Source organism: Flectobacillus sp., from assembly GCF_049240685.1.
Classification (GTDB): domain Bacteria; phylum Bacteroidota; class Bacteroidia; order Cytophagales; family Spirosomataceae; genus Flectobacillus.
This window is the reverse complement of record NZ_JBMLSD010000081.1, coordinates 1-21,311: the sequence shown is the minus strand read 5'-3', so window position 1 is coordinate 21,311 and position 21,311 is coordinate 1. Positions and strand designations below refer to the sequence as shown.

Genomic DNA, 21,311 nt, shown 5'->3' with positions numbered 1-21,311 from the left:
CACTGTGTACCACAGCCACTTCGTACCTTTTAAGCTTTTCTTACAAATTCAGACTTAAGTCCCATTGCTCCGAAGCCATCTATTTTACAATCGATATTGTGGTCACCGTCGGTTAGGCGAATATTTTTTACTTTGGTGCCTGCTTTAATAGGTTTTGGTGCACCCTTCACAGGCAAATCTTTGATTACGACAACAGTATCTCCATCCTGTAATTCATTTCCGTTGGAGTCTACCACTTTGGCTGTAGCGTTTACTTCATCAGCTTCAACTTCTGTGGGATTCCATTCATGAAAACATTCAGGACAAACCAACAAATCATCACTAGGGTAAGTGTATTCGCAATTACATTTTGGACATGGGGGAAATTCTGACATGGTAATAGTTTTAAATGATAAATTTATAAAATTGTCAAAGATGATACCACTAGAAGTGCTACCAGAGTTAATTGAGTTGACAAAGGTACGGAAATAGCTTTGGAATTGTAAAAAATGTTCGCTAGTGAAAGAAATAGCCAATAATTGAACTCCTTTTAAAAGATTAAATACTTTTTTACCCCTGTTATATTACTAAATTACCCCCTTTTAGCTAAATTGTGTGATTGTACTTTTGCAGTATTGTTTATTACTCAATCAATATTGCTATCTCCAATAGTCATTGTTTATAATTCTTAGTTAACATGAAAAAAACACTAACCCTTTTATTAACCCTACTCCAAGGAAGCTTACTGGCTCAAAATCCATGGGAAAACCCTTCTTTAATCGATATCGGTAAAGAAAAAGCCCATACGGATTTTGTACTTTATGCAGACAAGTCTTCGGCAGTAATCAAAAATCCTCAAAAAAGCCCTTTTTATCAGTCATTGAATGGCACTTGGAAATTTGTTTACGCAGACAGAATCTCTGACGCTCCTACAAATTATTTTGAAACAAATTTGGACGATAGCAAATGGAATGATTTGCCAGTACCTTCCAATTGGGAAAGAAAAGGGTTTGGAACAGCGATTTATACCAATATTGTTTATCCTTTTCCCAAAAATCCTCCTTTTATTGGTGGTGATAACCCCGTGGGAACGTATCGTAAAGCTTTTACCGTTCCAGAAAACTGGTCTGATCGTGAGATTTTACTGCATTTTGGCTCTATTACTGGGTATGCCCGTATTTATGTCAATGGCAAATTTGTAGGTATGACCAAAGTTTCTAAGTCTCCTGCAGAGTTTAATATTAGTCAGTTTTTACAAAAAGGAAAAAATACGCTCGCTGTACAGGTATATCGTTGGCATGATGGAAGCTATTTGGAAGACCAAGATTTTTTTAGAATATCGGGAATTGAGCGTGATGTTTTCCTTACGGCTTTGCCCAAAACATCACTTTGGGATTTCTTTATAAAAGGTGATTTGGATGCTAAATATACAGATGGTTTGTTAAGTGCAGAGGTATCTTTAAGAAAGTTTAAAGGTAGTAATGTGGATGCAGGTACCATAAATATGGAATTATTGGATAAAACTGGTAAAACGGTTTGGTCTCAAACACAAAAAGTTGCTAAGTCTGCCGATACACTTCAAAATGTAGCTTTCAAAACTACAATCAAAAATCCATTGAAATGGAGTGCAGAATATCCTAATCTTTATACTTGCGTGATTTCGGTAAACGATGCACAGGGAAAATCTCTAGGAACGACAAGTTACAAGGTAGGATTTAGGAAAGTAGAAATCAAAAATGCTCAACTATTAATCAATGGTGTTCCAACTTATGTACATGGTGTTAATCGTCACGAACACGACCCTGTTGAAGGGCACGTACCTAACCGTGAGTTGATGCTAAAGGATATTCAGTTGATGAAGCAATACAATATCAATGCGGTGCGTGCAAGTCACTATCCAAATGACCCATATTGGTATGAGCTTTGTGACCAATATGGCCTGTATGTTGTAGACGAAGTAAACCTCGAAACACACGGTATGGGTGCTGAGTGGCAAGGGAGCTGGGACAAGACAAAACACCCTGCATACCTTCCATTGTGGGAAAATGCGCACAAAGATCGCACCGAGCGAATGTTCGAACGAGACAAAAATCACCCTTCTGTGATTATTTGGTCATTAGGAAATGAGTGTGGAAATGGCCCAGTATTTTATGAAACTTACAAATGGTTAAAATCAAAAGATAATACCCGTTTTGTACAGTCTGAGCAAGCAGGCGAAAATGCCAATACAGATATCGTTTGTCCGATGTATCCACGTATCGAAGATATGTTGAAGTACGCGAATGACAACACCAAAACTCGCCCATATATTATGTGTGAATATGCGCATGCAATGGGAAATAGCTCAGGAAATTTCCAGCGTTATTGGGATATTATTCGTAGCTCAAAACACATGCAAGGTGGTTTTATTTGGGACTGGGTTGACCAAGGGATGTTGACCAAAACAACAGATGGACGCCCGTTTTATGCCTATGGAGGTGATTTGGGAGGCTATTATTTGCAAAACGACGAAAACTTCTGTGCCAATGGGGTGGTTGCTTCAGATAGAACACCGCATCCAGGCTTGTTTGAAGTTAAAAAATCTTACCAAAGTATTATTTTCTCTGCTAAAAACTTGGAAAGTGGTGAGATTAAAGTAGAAAACCTTTTTGATTTTACAAATTTAGATAATTATACTTTCAAATGGGTTTTAACAAAAGATGGTAAACCTGTGGCTGACGGAAATTTTGAGCTAAGTTTGGCACCAAAACAAGCGCAGGAGGTGAAAATTAATTTGCCTGCTAAAAAAGATAGAGGTGAGTATGCTTTAGAATTATATGCCTACACAAAAACTGCTACCGAGCTAGTACCAGCAGGACATGAAGTTGCTCGCGAGCAATTACGCTTCGACAACAGTTATTATTTCCAAGTGAGTCGTCCGAGAACAGGTACTTTGGAAATCAGCAAAGCCAACAACCGCCTTACCTTCAAAACTGATAAAGTGACGGGCACTTTTAACACGCAATGGGGTAATTGGGAGAAATACAGCGCTTTAGATGGTTCTACTTCAATCAATAGTTTGCCTGAGCCATTTTTCTGGCGCGCTCCAACCGATAACGATTTTGGTAACGATATGCCATATAGATTAGGCATTTGGAGAAATGCCCATGCCAATAAGGCTGTATCAAAGGTTACCGTTGGCGAGCAAAACGCTGAGGGTATAAGTATTCAGGTTGACTATTTTTTAGCAGGAATTGATGCTAATTATACCGTTATCTATCAAATTTTGAACGATGGTGCCGTAAAAGTAACAGCCAATTTGGATTTAGGTGACAGAAATCTTCCAGAAATGCCTCGTTTTGGTATGCGAATGAATCTTAAGCAAGATTACAAATTGTTGAATTACTATGGTAGAGGACCTTGGGAGAATTATCAGGATCGTAATTTGGCCTCTTTCTTGGGCGTGTATGCCGATACTGTGGTTAATGCAGTAACCTCAAATTACATTCGTCCACAAGAACATGGGTATCGCACTGATACTCGTTGGGTCAAGATTGCCAATGCACAAGGAAATGGTTTGATGATTGAAGGAGTTCAGCCTATCAGTTTTAGCTTGCTACCTTTCAAAACAGAAGATTTAGACCCAGGTTTGAGCAAAAAACAACAACATCCAACCGATATTAAGATTCGTAATGAGAATACTTTACAAATCGACCTAAAGCAAAGAGGTCTTGGTGGTGATGATAGTTGGGGGGCTTTGCCACATAAAGAATATCGATTGACTGATAAGAAATTTACCTATAGTTATATCCTTAGTTTGTTTTAAGTTTGAATACGCTTTAGGCTTTATGTCGTAGGAATTAGGTAAGTGAGCAAAATAGGTTGAAAATGAAGCAATAGGCATCGAGTAAGCCGTATGAAAAGAGGTTAACATATCTCGAAAGATATAAACCTTTTGTAGAACGCTTTCGGCAAAAACATATTGTTAAAAAAACAATGTTACACTTTTTGCCTTATGCCTGAAACACAAAATCCAATCTAATTTTGTGCTATTACCTACTTATTTCGGTCCAAATGTCTTTATAATTTCATTAGAACCATTTGCCTACGGCATATCGCTTAGAGCATTCATCAAAACAAATGTATACAACAAAAGGGAAGGGCTCTTTATCGAGTTTTTAAGCAAAAATCTTTTCAATAATTTTCTAGGAAATAGAGCTCGTGATAAACAATTTTTTGTTTTCACTATTCACAAAAATAAATGGTTCCTAGTGTGGCGATTCAGTGAGGATTGTTAACACGAATTTTACAAGCAAATACACAATGCAATTTGTCTTAGCTTAAAAAATATGTAGTTGAATATTACCAAAAAAGCGGTCGGTATTTGTTTTCCGACCGCTTTTTTGATAATACTTGTTTGGTTTCAAAATAGATAGATGCTGTAATATAAGTAGGAAAATGTTATTAGTTAATTGTGCTTGCCTAAAATAGCTTGACCTCAAAGTCAACTTATATCATGGGCAAAATGAAATCTGATTCTAAAAAATCAATTTAACAGGCTTCGCCTTATGCCTTCAAGATAAAACTTACTCTATTTTCCTCACATCCGAAATAACTTCTTTTCTTCAAGAAATTAAAGTCACAGGCTAACATGTTTAGTTAAATACAAAGGTGATTACGGAGTTTGCAGAAATTGTTAAATCATTAACATTTTTGAGAATACTTGGCTTAAGATTAGCATTTTCGGAGGTTTGGTAGGCAATTGCTTTTTTGTAGTTTAATCCTTCAATTAGCAATTGGCTAGGGGTATCCGAGGCATTGATAACCACCATAACAGTTTGCTTTGATTTTTGATCAAAGTAGGCTGAAATAAGCAATTTTTCTGGATTTACCTTACCTACAGAAACTTCTATTCTCTTGGCATTTGGTCTCACAAAACGGCTATAATTTCCGAAAGCCCATAACATCTTACTCTCTTCATAATTTCCATCAGTTTTGTTTTTATCAATATATACCAAACCGTCCTTGTAGTTGTAGGCAGAAATAGAGGTCCACCAATGCCAAGCGGTGGCATTTCCGTTTACAAGGTCATTGTGTATAACCTTGGCCACATAAAGAGCCGATTTCATTCCTAAATCTTTGCCATTGCCCTCTATTTCGCCAGCATTATCACCCAAAATACAATACTCGGTCATCCAATAGTGTAGCCCTTCAATTTTAGATACATTTGCGGCTAATTGTGTTCTTATCTGGCTAGCCTCTTTGTAGGGTGAAGTAGTAAAATAGCTATGTCCAGCAATAGATTTGTTCAGATTTGGCAAGTCACCTAGGTAATATTTTCCTGATTTCTGAAAAAAATCCTCAATTTGTGAGCCACGAGCAGGTTTATTGAATGGATCGTAAAGATAGTTGAGCTGACCAGCTTCTGCGATTGAGATTTGAGTCGGTAATTTTGCTGCCAATAATCTTTTGCTAAGTGCTTTGTTGATGCCTGCGATGTGCTCATTGTCGAAGGGCGTACCTTCCTGACCGCCATCGCTCCAATCCCACTGGGGTTCGTTAGTAGCACTGAGATAGTCTAAAGTTATACCTGTTTTTTGTCTGATTCCTTTAACAACTTCCGTTAAGAAATGAGCAAAATTGTCGTATTGCTCAGGGGATAAATTGGGTTTTCCATCAGTAGCAAAGGCTTTTTTGTTCGAGGTAAACTGAACAGGGGGAGAGTTGGTAAACCCCAAAAATTTATCGACCTTGTATTTTTTTGCTTCTTGTAAAAACCACATTTGAGCAGCCTGTTTTTCCCAATTAAATGAACCATCGTTGTTGAGAAAAGATTCAGCCCTGCGCCACTCGTCTTTTATACCGCTTTCTTTGCCTTGCTCGGTACTGCCAGCGCCGATATTAAAACGCCACAACGATAAGCCTATGCCCTCGGGTTGCCCGCTTTTGTCAACGTTTTTACTAAACAAAAGCTTGGCAATAGCCTTCTTTTTTTCATCGGGCCAATTCCCGACAAACTGCCCTGCCCAAGCGTCTGATCCGCCAAAATGTTCGATGGTTTGGAAGGTTTTTTGAGGATTTAATTTTACTAAAATGGGCTGTTGTGAGACTTGAGCAATCGAGGAAAACCCCAAACCCAAAGCCCCAGTTAGCAAGCATTTTTTAAATGAATTTTGAAAAGTATTTTTATATGACATCATGCTGAAATATTTGTAACTGAGCGAATAATGTATTTTAAAAATGGGGTGAATTAGCGTTGCGAGTTTTACAAATTATTATATTGTAAGTTAGTATCAGAAAAGATTAAATTAAGTATATCTGATGCAAAAATTGATTCTAATCTTTTGATTATGAATATCTTCAAATAACTGATACACTATTAACTAATAACGTTTTCTTACTTTTTTTAAAGAAAAGAAAGATTCAGTAATTCACCATTCACAGATTCGCCATTATTCAATCCCCCATCCATAGCGGAGGCGATTGATACCAGATTGATTAATGATTTTTAGGGTAATAGAAGTCCCTGTACCTTCTCTTGAAAATAGGCTATAGCTATCTCCATCACGTAAGCCTGGCCAATAAATACTTGCGACTTTATCATTTCTGAAAATATTGGATGAGGCAATCATGTAGGCTATTTCGTTATCTGATTGTGAGCCACCGATATAGTCTTTGCCTGTACTCATAGCTACGCCAAATTCCGAAACGATAGTTCTTTTGGCATAAACGCCCATTCTTCGACGCCAGTCAGATTCCCATTCGGTCAGGGTACGATTTGTCCAGAATGCATAATTATGTAAAGCCAATAAACATTCGGAAAATCTACTGTCTGCTCCGATACCAGTTACATCCTCCGAATATCCTGTGCCCGACAAAACAATGCGTTTGCGTGAAAGCGCTGGGAATCTTTGCAAAAACTCGGCATATACATCGCTTAAGGTTTGAAGAGAATACCCGTAAGGTTCATTAATTACTTCAAAATATACATAAGGGTTGTTGCCGTAGTCTTGTACTACCTTGGTCCACATTTGCCAAAAGTCGGCACTATTATCAATAAGTCCATTTTTTGATGAGGCAGATTCCCAACAACATAAGATTACACGAATTTTTTTACTGATGGCCTTGTCAATCGCACCTTTATATCGTGACCACCACACATCGTTCACCGAAGGCGGGTTAATTGGCAGACGAATTGTGTTTAGACCTTTGATATGGTTTTGAAAACCCGTTAAAATACCTTCAGATTTAGCAAAAACCGTAGCATATTCGTCGCCAGCTTCGAGGCCAGAAGGAATAACCCAACCATCCACAAAATTATCTCGAGCATCAGCCCAGTTGACCCCTGCAATACTGTCGACACCCACAGGAGTTGTATTTTTTACAACGGGGTCTGTTGGTACTACAGGAGAATCAATGGAATTCTTTGAACAAGCGTAGAATAGAGTAGAGGTAAGAATCAGAGAAAGTAATTTTTTCATAGGACTAGAAGGGATTGAGAGTTGTGAGTGATGAGTTAGTAGTTGACCGATTGCGGATTTGGGATTTCTGATTTCGGATAGAAAAACTCCTTTATTTTTTACAAGAAAAAAGAAGCATGCACTTCCGAAATCCAACATCCGATATCCGAAACTAAAAGCTTGTTACGGACTTAAAGCATGCCCAAAAAAGTAGAGGATTTGAAAATTATCCATGATGTTAAATCATTTTCAAATCTTCAAATCCTCACTTGTTCAAACTAGATTAATATCCAGGGTTCTGAGTTAGTTTTCCTCCAGAAGCAAGGATTTCAGCACGAGGGATAGGTAGGAAATAGTGCTTATCTTCAAAACGTCTACCAGAGAGCGCTTCTTTACGTGTGTAAGTGAAACCTGTGCCATTTTTGGTCACTTCAATTCCGTATGCTGGTACGTTTTCTGTAACATTAGCAATTTTCCAACGTCGAACGTCATAATAACGGTGTTCCTCAAAGGCCAACTCAATCTGACGCTCTTTGCGAATGGCATCACGCATCTGTGCTTGGCTTAAGCCTGTAGGGAGTGCAGGCATGCCAACACCTGTTCTTCTACGAATGGCATTAACAGCATCATAAACGGATTGGTCTGGGCCAGCTGCCTCATTTTGTGCTTCGGCATAGTTCAATAAAATTTCAGCATATCTGAAGTAAATCCATGGTTGAGTACCAGCAATATCCCAAGGGTTGTCGATTGGCAGGGCATCGTTCATGTATTTTTTCAAATAATAGCCAGTTTTCGAAGTATTCCAGTTTGATGGGCCATCTTTACTGTCTTTTCCACCTGGCACAAAGCTTTGGACGGTATTTCCTCTGTAGGAAGAATTATTAGTCAAAACGGTCATATAAAAACGAGGGTCACGGTTTTTGTATGGGTCTTGTGGGTTGTAACCAGAGCTTGCGTCGTCAATAGATTTACCATTATTCATTTGGTAAGCATCTACAAAATTTTGCAAAGGTACGTTACCACCCCAACCACCAAATCCGTTTGGTGCATTTGAGATTTCTAAACATACGTGACGAGCCCCGCGCGTATACAAACGTTCGAAAATAATTTCTGGATTGTTTTCTGGAGTTAAGAATAACTTATCGTATCCGCCAGTGTAAAGAGAATACATTCCAAGATTCATAACCTCTTTTGCAGCATTTGCGGCAGTTTGCCAATTACCTGCATTGTATAATGGACTAGCAGCATAGAGCGCCAATCTTGATTTTAAGGCTAAGGCTGCACCCTTAGTAGCACGACCCAACTTCCAGTTTGAGGAGTTGTTTGTAGCAGGAAGGTCTTTACTTGCTGCATCCAATTCTGCCATAACGTAAGTCATGGCATCCTTCACCGAAGAGCGAGTATAAATGGCAGAGTTTGTAAAATCTTCACCAAGTTCATACACTTTATCACCCATCAATACAACATCACCGTAATTACGAATAAGGTCATGATAACGGAAGGCTCTTAAGAAACGTAATTCTGCGGCCAAACGAGTTTTCATACCAGCACTCATATTTACTTTCTGAACATTGGCAAGTGCATAGTTGATTTCGCGAATGCTGCGGTAACTACGTCCCCAAATGGTTCCAGCAATACCTGTATTTTCAGGTGCTAATTGTCCTCTTTGGATTAACCAAGTGTTATCATCGTTGTTATACATCGATTCATCAGTAACAGATGACCACATGGCATACTCAAAACCACGACCAAAGCCCGGAGGTGTTCCTTCTGCTTCTTTGTCGGTGAGGCGTACACCCATATAACGGTTGATTACATAGGATTCGAAAAGGGTTGAGTCTGTAAGGATAGAACTATCCGAAACTCGGTCTGTTGGTACTACATCAAGCAAATCAGAATTACACGAAGCAGTTGACAATAGCACAGCAAACAGACAAGAAGATATTGCAATAGATTTTCTAGATTTCATTGTAATAAACATTAAAGATTAAAACTTAACATTGACACCAAGGTTCATAATGCGCTGTTGTGGGTAGAATTGTCCACTCGAGCTGTTTCCTTCTGGGTCATAATCTTTCACGCCTGTGAATGTCAACAGGTTGAAAGCGTTAGTATAAACTCTTAATTGTTTGATATTTAGTTTACTCAACAATTTGTTTGGTAGTGTATAGCCAAATTCAAGGTTTTTCAAACGAACAAATGAAGCGTTGTTCAACCAGAATGTACTTGGGTATAAGCCACCGTTTACTGAAGAAGAAGAACGTGTATCTACACGCGGATAGGTTCCATTCGGATTTGTTGGACTCCAACGATTGTCTGCCCAACTGCTATAGAAGTTACCGATAGAGCCCGATTCTGGTAGTACATATTGACTAACTTGTGCTTGTCCTGCAAATACCATCGAGAAGTCGAAGTTTTTATAACCTGCATTGAAAACCAAACCAAAAGTCATTTGAGGAATATTTCCATAATCAGAACGTACTTGGTCGTCGGCTGTGATTTTACCGTCTTTGTTGTAATCTTCGATGATTAAATCACCCAAACGTGCACCTGTCAAGTGAGGATATTTGTCTAAATCTGCTTGACTTCTAAAAATACCGATTGATCTATATAACAAATAAGTATTGAGAGGGCGACCTGTTTGACGTTGATACTCTGGTAAGCCTGAAGCCTCGTCGATAAACTCAATTTTGTTTTTTGCATAAGTAAAGTTTCCAGAAATCATGTATCTAAAATCACCAGAATGATTGTAAGTTACACTAGTTTCGATACCCGCATTGCTAACTTTACCAATATTTTGATCTGGCACTAGGGCTCCCGAACCATAAGGGTTTACGATACCCGAAACCGCTGGAATAGAGGCATTACGTGCTGCTAGGATGTCAGAACGGTTTTGTTGGAAATACGTAACTTCAGCAGATAATTTTTTGAAGATTGTCGCATTCAAACCAATATCTAATTTTTTAGCAACTTCCCACGTAATATTTGGGTTAGCTAATTTTGTCAAATCAATCCCAGGACGAATTACATCCATACCAATAACATACGCATTGTTGAACGAGTAGTTGTTGTAGTACTGAAACTGTCCAACGTTGTCGTTACCCAAAGTACCATAAGAGGCACGTAATTTTAAGTCATCTACACTTGTAACTTTATTTTTGAACCAAGGCTCTTCCGAAATTCTCCAACCTGCCGAGAACGACGGGAAGAAACCATACTGCTTACCCGCTGGGAAAGTTGATGAACCATCCACACGCATTTGTATTTCTGCCAAATATTTTTCGCTGTAATTGTAGGCTACTCTCGAGATATAACTTCTTCTTGTAAAGTTGTAGCTACTTCCGTAATTGTTTTTGTCAGTTGCAGCAGCACCACCTTGCGAGAGTTCAGGCGTTGATGGTGTTGGGAAATTTAATCTTGATGCACCAAACGTTTCTGAGCGGTTTTGGCTTTGTTCAAATGCCACAAAAGCATTTACATTATGACGACCAGTTGCCAAGTTGTAGTTCAACTTGATGTTTTGGATTTGCAAAGACGAATTAGTTTGCGATTCAGACAACGTTGCTGCTCCAGCAGAACCGCCTGTAACCACTTGGTCATAAGCGTTAGTATTGCGATTGTACGAATACAAAATGTATGGGATACTAAATGCCTTCGAAAAATTATAAGATTTATCTATTGACAAGAATCCGTCTATACTCAATCCTTTTACTGGTAAGTTATAACTTCCTCTCAAAATACCATTAAACACAGTTGTTGGGTTTTTGTTGGTACCACCCAAAGAAGTACCTAATACAACAGGGTTGTTGTTTTCAACACCTGTAGATGGTAAACCATTCGGGTATGTTGCTACAACTGTAGGGTATGCTCTGTAAATTGAGCGGAAAATGTTTCCAGCACTACTGATAGGATATTGACGATCTTCCTGACGACCCGAAAGGGATAAACTTACTTTAAAATCTTTGGTAATATTGGCATCAATATTTGAACGGAAATTGTATTGGTTATATTTGGTAGCACCGTTTTTCAACAAACCATCTTGTGAAATCATCCCAATTGACATGAAATAACGAGTGTTCTCTGTACCACCATTTACTGTCAAACTGTGTTGGTTTTGTAAAGCTACACTTTGCAAAGCCTCTTTTTGCCAGTTGGTATTTGGGTAGTTCAATGGGTCAGAACCATTGCCAAACTTTGTAATTTCATCAGCCGAGTAGTGCTGATTCATGCCACCTGCTGGGTTGTTGTAATAATCAATCTCGTTCAAAATAGTTGCATACGTAGGAGCGTCTGCTAATTTAGGTAAACGAGTTGGCGAACTGAAACCTTGGTTGAAACTGTAAGAAATAGTGGGTTTGCCAGTTGTACCTCTTTTGGTTGTTACCAAGATTACACCGTTGGCTGCGCGACTACCGTATACAGCAGCTGAGGCATCTTTCAAAACCGAAATACTTTCAATGTCATTTGGGTCGAGGCGTTCCAAACCTCCAATTTGTCCTGGAACTCCATCTACAACGATAAGCACATCGTTGTTTCCTGTAGAGGCCAAGCCACGAATCGTGTAGCTCGAACCATCATATCCAGGCTCACCACCACGGTTGTTGGCAATAAAACCCGAAAAACGACCCGCCAGTGAGTTTGATAAGTTGGGCTGAGGGCTTTTTACTATTTCGCTACCTTTTACATCAGATACCGACCCTGTCAAGGTAACTTTTTTCTGTGTACCATAACCTACCACAACTACCTCTTGAAGAGATTTGGTATCGGCTACTAATTTGATATCTACAACAGACTGATTTTTGATTTCTACCTCTTGTGAAGCGTATCCAATAAAAGTAAAAACCAAAGTAGAAGCGTTGGCAGGTACAGTAATAGCATATTTACCATTTGCATCCGCGGATACCCCTTTGCTAGTTCCTTTAACTTGTACGTTTGCACCTGGGAGTGCGGCGCCTTGATCATCAAGGATTGTTCCTGTAATCTTTCTATCCGATTGCGCTAAAGTCGCAAAGGTTGAAAGCATCATAACAAGGCATAATAAGAGTTTGGTGCCATTGGCTAATAGGTTTGTTATCCCTGAATTGCCGCGACCCTTACCGATTTGGGAGAATAAAGGTTGTCTCATCTTTTAAATGAAAATTGTTTGATTGGAAAATTTGTGCTTTTTGACATTGAAATATTTGAAGCAAAACTAGGATTATGGGGTTATTTGGAGAGGGGGGAAATCCTTATATGGTAGGGGGTAATCGAACAAAAAGCCCTAAAATGGTAAATTTTAGGGCTTTTTTATAAAAAAAGGAGGCTGTTTTAGCTCTTCTTCGCAAAAACATCTTTGTGGAATGTGTGCTGGTTGTGAAATGGCTTTCGATATTTTTTGATATAGGCCGAAGGGTTCATACCAAATTGTTTGTTAAACTGTTCTCTAAAATATTTACTATCATTTATACCAACTTGATAGGCGGTTTCGGATACTGTGTAGTCAGTAGAAATCAAAATTTCGGCTGCTTTTCGTAGTCGAATAAAGCGAATAAAGTTGTTTGGTGATTGCCCACAAATTGACTTAATTCTGTTGTATAAACTCGATGAACTCATTCCTATTTCGGTTGCCAAAACGCTTACATTAAATTCGGAGTCCATCAAATGCTGTTCAACAATTGAAATACATTGGTCAAGAAATTGTTTGTATTCTGGCGAAATTCTAAAGTTATGTGCCTGCAAGGTTACTTCATTAAAAAAGTACTGTTGAAGGTCCATGCGGCTTTTCAGAATGCTATTGATTCGGGCAATCAATATGTCCTTTTCAAAAGGTTTGCTGATATAGTCATCGGCGCCTACTTCAATTCCTTTCAGCTTTACCTCAGAAGACGTACTGGCGGTTAGTAAAATTACAGGAATGTGATTAAGCTGTTTATTTTGTTTGATTTCTGTGCACACTTCAATGCCATTTAAACCCTGCATCATAATATCACAAATCACCATATCTGGCAATACTTCATTGACCAAATCCAAACCTTGTTGTCCATTTTCGGCATCATAGATTTTGAATTGTGCCTGAAAAATCTGCTTGAGATAGTCCCTGATTTGCTCATTGTCATCAATCACCACCATCGTGTTTTGCTCGCCTACCAGTTCTTCTACAATAACCTGATTATCGAGTTTTGCTACCCCTTTTATCTCTATTTTTTCCTCTTTTAATTCTTCTAAAATTGCCGATTCGGGTTTATTATCAAGTTCGATGGTGTCGATATCCAAGTGGTCGTATCCTTTCGGCAGACTGATTTTAAAGGTAGTTCCCTGTCCCATTTTGCTCGAGTACGAAATATCTCCTTTATGGTATTTTATAAAAGTTTTTGTCAAAAATAATCCAATACCAAAGCCTGCCATTCTAGTATTTTTGGTTTGGTAAAACATCTCAAAAAGCTTATCACCAATGTTGGCGTCGATTCCCTTTCCGCTATCCTTGATAAAAAAATTGACATACCTCGGTGTTTCTTCGATTTGTACCGAAACTGCCCCATCAATTGGCGTAAACTTAATCGCATTTGAGATTAGGTTAAATAGTGCTATTTCAAGTTTTTCCTTATCGCCATATATTTCTAAGTTTTCGTTGGTACAAATAAAGTCGTAGTGTAAATTCTTCTCTTTTGCTTGATAAGTAAAACAAAGAAATACTTCCTCTGCCAACTCTTTAACATTTATCAGAGAAACTTTCAACTGGTCTCTTTCGGCCTCGGCTTTTCTGAAAAGTAATAACTGGTCTACCAAGCTAAGGAGTCGGCGTGCATTTCTATAAATCAATTGCAAACTAGTGCTATCGTGGGTTTCGTCTTGTAAAAGTTCCTTAATTGGATTGATAATTAAGGTCAAAGGAGTTCTAAACTCGTGTGATATCTGTGTGAAAAAGGATAGCTTTTTCTCGTTCAACTCCTTTTCTTTTTCTGATTCAATTTTTGCTACTCTGATTTGATATTTTAGTTCAGCCTGATTGAGTCTATATTTTTGGTAATAAAAAATTGCTGTAATTATTGCCGATAAATATATGCAGTAGGCCCACCAGGTTTTGTACCATGGGGGTAAAATAATCACCTTGAAGGATACAATCTTATCAGACCAAACATGGTCTTTGTTGGCCACTTTGACTCTAAAGACATAACTGCCAGGTTCGAGGTAGCGGTAGGTGGCAGATTTTTGTTTGCCAACATAATTCCAATCGTTGTCGAGTCCTTCCAATTGGTAGGCAAAATAATTTTCGTCTGGGTACGAATAGTTGATTGCTCCGTATAAAATTGAGAAAACAGATTGATTAGGCTTTAACTCGATTGAAGCATCGGTTTTTTGGTTATCAAAAGGGATAAATTCTCTTTGAGGAATACTCTCTTGGTCTATATCTTTTCCATACAATTGAATTCCTGTGATTAAAACCTTTGGCTGGTAGGTTAATGTATTGATGGAATTAGGATAAAATTTATTCCAGCCTTCGGTTCCTCCAAAGCAAAGAAATCCCTTTTTGGGCTCATAAAGCATCGAACCTCCATTGAATTGACCGTTTTGTAAACCATCTTTTCGGTCATAATTAAAAATCTTTTGAAGATTTACATCAATTTTTGAAATCCCTGCATTGGTGCTGCACCATACTTGCCCATTAGGTAGGCATTTTAATGCCAAAATGGTGTTGCTCCCAAGTCCATTCTTTTCGGTATATCTTGTAAAGGTATGATTGTCGATACGATAGTTTATCAGGCCAATTTCTTGAGTTCCAATCCACAAACCACTCTTTGGACTATAATCCAAACTTAGTACTACGCCTGCTGGTAAAATATCCTTTATGATCTGTTTGAATTTTTTAGTAACTGGATTAAACTGAACCACACCAATACCATACGTTCCAATATAAAGGTTACCATTTTGGTCTTCTGCCATTGACCTTACGTCACTCGAGTTAAAATTGTGGATTTGAGAACTAAAGCAAGTAAAATCATTACTCGAAGCATTATATAGGCAAAAACCTCCTCCATTGGTACCTATCCAAATGCGTTTTTTACTATCTTCAAAAATTACCCTTACATCGTTTGAACCCAAACTGTTGGGGCTATTTTGTTGATGAGAATAGTTGACAAACGAATCACTTTGCTGATCATAGCGATACAAACCTCCTGCATACGAACCAAACCATAGATTATTTTGGCTATCCTTAAAACCTGCAAGAATGGCATTGTTGGTCAAACTCCCTTTTCCCTTACCTGCTACATAGTGTTTTAAGACCTTGCCTTCTGCTGTGGTTTTGTAAATGCCATCTCCGTCGGTTCCAAGCCAGAGATTCCCTTCATGGTCGGCGGTCATGCCATAATAGCGTAACCAATTTTCTGTATGCTGATTTTCGGTTTTCTTCTGAAATTGTAGAAATCGTTGAGGAGTTTGGTTTAGCATCATAATACCTTCTCCGTATGTACCTAACCAAATATTTTGGTCTTTGTCGGTGTACAAACATTGTACCGAGCGTTCATTGATGGCGTCATGAGTGTCCAATACCGAATGTAAAGGTATTTTAGACGGATAAGAAGATTGTAACTTTAGTTGATACAAACCTCCATCTTGTACCCCGACATACAGATTTTTTTGTTTGTCTTCGACCAAAGATAGAAAAACTCTGTTACTGTTAATATTCGAAAATTCTACCTTTTCCAGACTATTGGTAGTACGATTATATCGAAAGATACCATTAAAGGTTGCCAACCATATTTGATGGTTGCTATCCTCGTAAATGGCATTGATTCTATAATTCTTGAGCTGTTCGGTATTTAGAATAGGGAAATGAATCAATCGATTATTTTTTAGTCGAAAAACACTTATTCCATTTGTATGCGAGCCAAGCCAAACTAGTCCTTGAGCATCCTCGAGCGTCACCAAAACGGTGTTACTCTCCATCCCTTTAGTATTGGCCATTCTGAAATTGATGGTTTTCTGCGTACTTGGATTGTAGTAAAAAACACCATGAAGCGAGGAAGACAACCAAAGATTCCCATTTTTTGCCTCTGAAATCGAGCTGATATCCTCGTCAATATTTTTGCCATTATAGAGCGATTGAGGATAAAAATATTCTTGTGAAGCATCAAACTTCAAAAGACCTTTTCGGGAGGTAATCCAAAGTTGACCATGTGAATCTTTGAAAACGGTATTGATGTAATTACCTGGTAGACTATATTGCCCTTCAGAATCGTGGCGAAAAACACGAAATGAAATCCCATCAAAACGGTTTAGCCCGTCGTCGGTAGCAATCCACATAAAGCCATTATCATCTTGTACAATGGAATTTACAATTCCGAAAGACAAACCATCTTTTGTACTATATTTTACAGCTTTCTGATTTTGAGGAATTTGAGCAATGGAGCTAGTGGAAAAGAACAAAAACAAGTACCATAATATTTTCATAGTACAAAAGTAAAGTAGTTTTTATCGAAAAAATACAATACAAGAGGGAATTTATTGAATCCCCTCTTACTTCATCACTTCACAAAAAGTGTTCTCTTGAAGACTTTAAGAAATCTGAGGGTTACCCAAAGCTTATCATTCTATTACTCTACACTTATCGTTTAAATGGTTTCAAAGCGGGAATATTGCCTATAGAATGCCTCAATTTGAGGATTATGAGTTCAAAAAGCAATCGCTACTAGACTATTTACGCGAATTTTCTTATCTGATAGACTTTCATCTTGCATCAATTCTAAAACGGCGTTCACTGTTGCACGTGCGGGCAACCAAGGTGCTGGGAGTCTTCGCAAGGCTTGGTAGACAAATTGGTTCAATTGTGTATTGTTAGTTTTTGAAAATGATACAGCTCCCACTTTTCCATTAACTAAAACCTCAATTTTTAAGGTATCATTTTCTAAATTGAGAGAACGCCATTTGGAATCTTTTGCAAGAGAGGTAAGTAAATATGATTTGATAAATGCCAAGCTTTTTGAAGTTGTAGCGTTCGTTTTGTAATCGTATATGGCAGAATCTAAAACGAAGCTTGCAAAATTTGGCGACCAATCATTTTCACGATGAATCATCGAGTAATCAACTGGATGGCTCTCGTTCGTTTTTTTATAATCTTTCAGACTAGCCACAGCCCACGAAATGAGGGGCTCAAGAGCTTTGTCTTGGTATTGGGAGATACCGAAAAAGCCACTACACAGCTGAAGTTTTGTGCTAGTTTTCTTGTTATAATTTTCCCAAGATACAGGTACTTTCAAGATTCCTGAAGGAAAATTGTCAGTGGTAAGCGTTGACTTTAGGTAAAAGTCATCTTGTAGAAAGGGATTTCTTTTCAACACCTCCTTCGTGATGATATCACCGTTCGAATTTTTTTGAGAGCTTTCTTCCATCAGCTTAATATATGGAAACAGCTTAATCATCCACCCCGAAATATAAAATCCATTGTATTCGGTGGCGTTTTTGTAGATATTTTTCCAAAACTCATGATGAATTTTGCCTTGACTAGCTTGTTTAAATTCTTCAATGATTGGAGCTAATTCTCGATGCCAATCTTCTAAACCTAGTTGATTAAGAAGCTGTATTTTTTCTAGAATTTTTTCCCAATCTTCCTTTGTACCTGTGATTGTAATTGAAGGTATACCACAACCCGTTTCGGCAATGTAATCAAAGCCTTTTTTATAAGCATTCAGCAGGGAAATTTGATAAGCTGTTTTGATTACTGGCGTTGTGGTAGAATAATCACCAACAAAAAAATTATAATAATCCTGTCTAGTGTATATGCGAGTTTTATTTGAAATATCATTTATAAAAATGTTCCAGTGCTTTGCTCCAAATTCTAGACTATCGTTACGAATCGAAAGGATTTCGGGTTTATTTTTTTTAAATAATTTACCTTTTAAGGAATTGTAGTTTTCGTTGATGTGATAAGAAACTCCTTGACAAATTGTCATCCAAATGGCATCGGGTGAAAGCACCAATGGACGATGTTGGTCATAACAGTATTGCAGTGTACTTACAAAACCATTCTCTTGCGAAGGGACTAATAAGTAATCCTTGTGCTCCTCTGGATAGAATAACAATTCATTCCCGATAGCCAGACCAAATGTATGATCAGCCGAAAAAGTTTTCAGTGGCTCATTGGCTAGCTTAACCTCATCGACTTGGAAAGTAACTCCCTCGGGTTTTCGTAAATTATTAGGAGAGGTAATATGGGTTGTATCGTTGAGCACAATGGAATGTTGATTCTCGTTGTTTTTCTTACAGGAGAACATTAAAAAAGTAGTAAGCAGGCAGAAAATGCTTTTTTTCATACTTGAAAAAGGTAAATAAACTTTACAATTGGTGTGATTTTGAGATTGACTCCTTAAATTACCATTTTTTAGGGAAAGAAGTAAAATATGATTCCATAAAACGCAAACAAACTACCTTATGAAAAAAATATTACTGTCCTTATTATTACTTCAAAGTACTGCCATCCTTTCTCAGTCAAAACTCAATGAGCAAGTAAGAAATTACAGAAAAACGAATGAATATGCCTTGCTGAATGAGTTTAAAGGATTACTATCTATTCCTAATGTGGTTTATGACACCGTTGGTATTCAAAAAACTGCGGCCTATATTGTCAAAATGATGGAGGATAGAGGTATCAAAACCTCACTTTTGGATGCAAAAACCCAAGGTGTACCCCCTGCTATTTTTGGCGAAGTGACAGTACCTGATGCGACCAAAACTGTAATTTTTTATGCGCACTATGACGGTCAGCCAGTTAATCCTAACCAGTGGGCGGAAGGTTTGGAACCTTTCAAGTCTGTTTTTTTGGATGCTTCCTTAGAAAAAGGGGGCAAAATTATTCCAGACCCTAAGCCCAGCGATAGCATCAATCCAGAGTGGCGAATCTATGGTAGAAGTGCCTCCGACGACAAAGCAGGCGTTTTTTCTATTCTTTCTGCCTACCAAGTTTTGAATAAATTAGGGATAAAGCCAACGGTCAACTTAAAGTTCTTCTTTGAAGGAGAGGAAGAAGCGGGGTCTACTCATTTATCCGAAATTTTGGAAAAACATAAAGAAAAACTTGGCTCCGACCTTTGGATTATCTGTGATGGACCTGTACACCAATCTGGAAAAAAGCAAATTGTTTTTGGTGTTCGTGGCGATATAGGTATGGAAATCAAAGTTTTTGCCTCAAAACGCCCTTTGCATTCAGGGCATTACGGAAACTGGGCTCCAAATCCAGCTAATTTGCTAGTCAAATTATTGGCTTCAATGAAAGACGACAATGGTAAGGTTTTGATTAAAGGTTTTTATGACGATGTGGTGCCTTTCACCGATTTGGAAAAGAAAGCCTTGGCTAAAGTGCCTGCTGTCGACGAACAGATGAAACAGGAGTTAGGCTTTGTTCGCGCCGAAGGTGGAGGCATGTCATTGGCTGAGTTGATTAATTTACCTTCACTCAATATCAATGGAATCTCGAGTGCCAATGTAGGCAAAATGGCAGCCAATGTTATCCCAACCTCTGCGACTGCTGCCTTGGATTTACGCTTAGTCTTGGGAAATGACGCACAGCGACAAGCGCAAAAAGTGATAAATCATATCAAATCACAAGGGTACTATGTTACTCAAAACGAAAGTATCACTGATGAGGAGCGCTTAAAATATCCATTGATTGCTAGAGTTACGCTTGGAAAAGGTTATAATGCTCAGCGTACTCAAATGAATTTGCCGATTGCCCAAAAGGTGATTAGTGCAGTGCAAGGCACTACTTCGGATGAGTTGGTACTGATGCCTAGCTTGGGGGGAAGTCTCCCTTTATTTTTGTTCGAAAAATACCTTGGCACTCCAACAATTACCGTTCCTATTGCCAATCACGATAATAATCAACATGCAGAAAATGAGAATATTCGGATTCAAAATATTTGGAATGGTATCGAAACTTATGTTGCCTTGATGCGATTGGAATAGTAATAGCGGTTAGAACCTATTGGACAAAATAGCATTTTACCAGTGTATACCTTTACACTTAATTTTATAAAGAATGAAAAATTCATTAAAGCACATCAACGAAATAGTCCTTACACAGGGTACATTAACAAAAGAGGGTATCAGTTCGCTACCTATAGATTCAGAAAAGTTAATATTTTGGGACTTATTTGACAATTTTGCCTCTTTATCCATTGACAAACAGCGAGATTTTGACGATTTGACAGAAGGAATACCTTGGTCATTCAACCTCGAAAAAGGAATTATCATGTTTGAGGATTACACATTTCCAATGCAGGTATACGGCTCTTTTTCAAAGTCGAGTAATACTTGGCTTTGGGCTTGGGAAAACCAGCATTTGCAACAAACTCCTAAGATTATTGCCAATTCTTTTGTATTGAAACATTTAGGAGAGCGTTTTGATATATCTCATCTTACGGTACCGCAGTATGATTCAAACCAAAATGAACTCTATGACTTGGGGCTAATTGCTTGTAGTATGTTTGGACAAGATGGTTTTTTCTTGGCCGACTACGGACAAGGTATCATGCTTTTGACGGTAACGTTTCCTGATGAAATTAAGGATGAGTTCGACGAAATTGGCATTGAGCGCGAAGTTACCGTGATTGGAGAGTTTTTGGAACAGTATGAAGTTTCTAATCAAGTAGATGCCCTCGAGGCCTATCTCTATCTGAAAGGTTTCAAAGTTAGCATTGCTGATGGAGAATTACGTGCTGAAGCGGATGGGAAATTCTTAAAGCTTGGGTTCAACGAAGACTTTTTTTTAACCTCCTTAGACACCGAGTTGTAGAATTGAAGAAGTATTTTTAAACGTTTTTTTGTTAGTAAGTTATCGTGCAAAATTTTATTCAAGTTTTGTGTTTTAGGGACAAGGCAATAGGCACAAGGCAAAGCGTGTTAAAATGTTTTTAACGACCA

General features: G+C 38.1%; 10 protein-coding genes. 3 read left to right on the top strand and 7 right to left on the bottom strand.

All coding sequences use genetic code 11. The features are described from left to right. Positions 1 to 29 precede the first annotated feature (29 nt). The gene (locus tag ACOVQ4_RS03890) at positions 30 to 374 is read right to left on the bottom strand and encodes a zinc ribbon domain-containing protein YjdM (RefSeq protein ID WP_421819344.1); all 345 of its coding nucleotides are present in this window, start codon (positions 372 to 374) and stop codon (positions 30 to 32) included. 302 nt (positions 375 to 676) lie between these two features. Here ACOVQ4_RS03890 and ACOVQ4_RS03885 point away from each other — a divergent pair, with 302 nt between their 5' ends. After that, positions 677 to 3,784 (top strand): glycoside hydrolase family 2 TIM barrel-domain containing protein, encoded by a 3,108-nt coding sequence (locus ACOVQ4_RS03885; RefSeq protein ID WP_421819343.1) that lies wholly within the window; start codon positions 677 to 679, stop codon positions 3,782 to 3,784. Positions 3,785 to 4,613: 829 nt separating this feature from the next. Here the strand turns inward: ACOVQ4_RS03885 and ACOVQ4_RS03880 are convergent. The 6 genes from ACOVQ4_RS03880 to ACOVQ4_RS03855 all read right to left on the bottom strand — a co-directional run bounded on the left by ACOVQ4_RS03880 (position 4,614) and on the right by ACOVQ4_RS03855 (position 18,706). Next, complete coding sequence (locus tag ACOVQ4_RS03880) at positions 4,614 to 6,158, bottom strand: glycoside hydrolase (protein WP_421819342.1); 1,545 nt, start codon at positions 6,156 to 6,158, stop codon at positions 4,614 to 4,616. 252 nt (positions 6,159 to 6,410) lie between these two features. Then, a complete protein-coding gene (locus ACOVQ4_RS03875; protein ID WP_421819341.1) occupies positions 6,411 to 7,439 on the bottom strand; it encodes a cellulase family glycosylhydrolase in 1,029 nt (342 codons plus the stop codon). A gap of 262 nt (positions 7,440 to 7,701) precedes the next feature. Next, the gene (locus ACOVQ4_RS03870; protein WP_421819340.1) at positions 7,702 to 9,387 is read right to left on the bottom strand and encodes a RagB/SusD family nutrient uptake outer membrane protein; all 1,686 of its coding nucleotides are present in this window, start codon (positions 9,385 to 9,387) and stop codon (positions 7,702 to 7,704) included. Between the two features lie 18 nt (positions 9,388 to 9,405). Beyond that, positions 9,406 to 12,543 (bottom strand): SusC/RagA family TonB-linked outer membrane protein, encoded by a 3,138-nt coding sequence (locus ACOVQ4_RS03865; protein ID WP_421819339.1) that lies wholly within the window; start codon positions 12,541 to 12,543, stop codon positions 9,406 to 9,408. A gap of 182 nt (positions 12,544 to 12,725) precedes the next feature. Then, entirely contained in the window at positions 12,726 to 16,847 is a 4,122-nt protein-coding gene (locus tag ACOVQ4_RS03860) for a hybrid sensor histidine kinase/response regulator transcription factor (protein WP_421819338.1), read from the bottom strand. A 221-nt stretch (positions 16,848 to 17,068) separates the two neighbouring features. Next, positions 17,069 to 18,706 (bottom strand): DUF4419 domain-containing protein, encoded by a 1,638-nt coding sequence (locus ACOVQ4_RS03855; protein ID WP_421819337.1) that lies wholly within the window; start codon positions 18,704 to 18,706, stop codon positions 17,069 to 17,071. A 118-nt stretch (positions 18,707 to 18,824) separates the two neighbouring features. Between ACOVQ4_RS03855 and ACOVQ4_RS03850 the strand changes: the two genes are divergently transcribed. Together ACOVQ4_RS03850 and ACOVQ4_RS03845 are read left to right on the top strand one after the other, a co-directional pair. After that, positions 18,825 to 20,354 carry a M20/M25/M40 family metallo-hydrolase gene (locus tag ACOVQ4_RS03850; RefSeq protein WP_421819336.1) on the top strand — a complete coding sequence of 510 codons (1,530 nt, stop codon included), beginning with the start codon at positions 18,825 to 18,827 and terminating at the stop codon, positions 20,352 to 20,354. Between the two features lie 73 nt (positions 20,355 to 20,427). Continuing rightward, entirely contained in the window at positions 20,428 to 21,183 is a 756-nt protein-coding gene (locus ACOVQ4_RS03845; RefSeq protein WP_421819335.1) for a DUF6882 domain-containing protein, read from the top strand. The last annotated feature ends 128 nt before the right edge of the window (positions 21,184 to 21,311 follow it).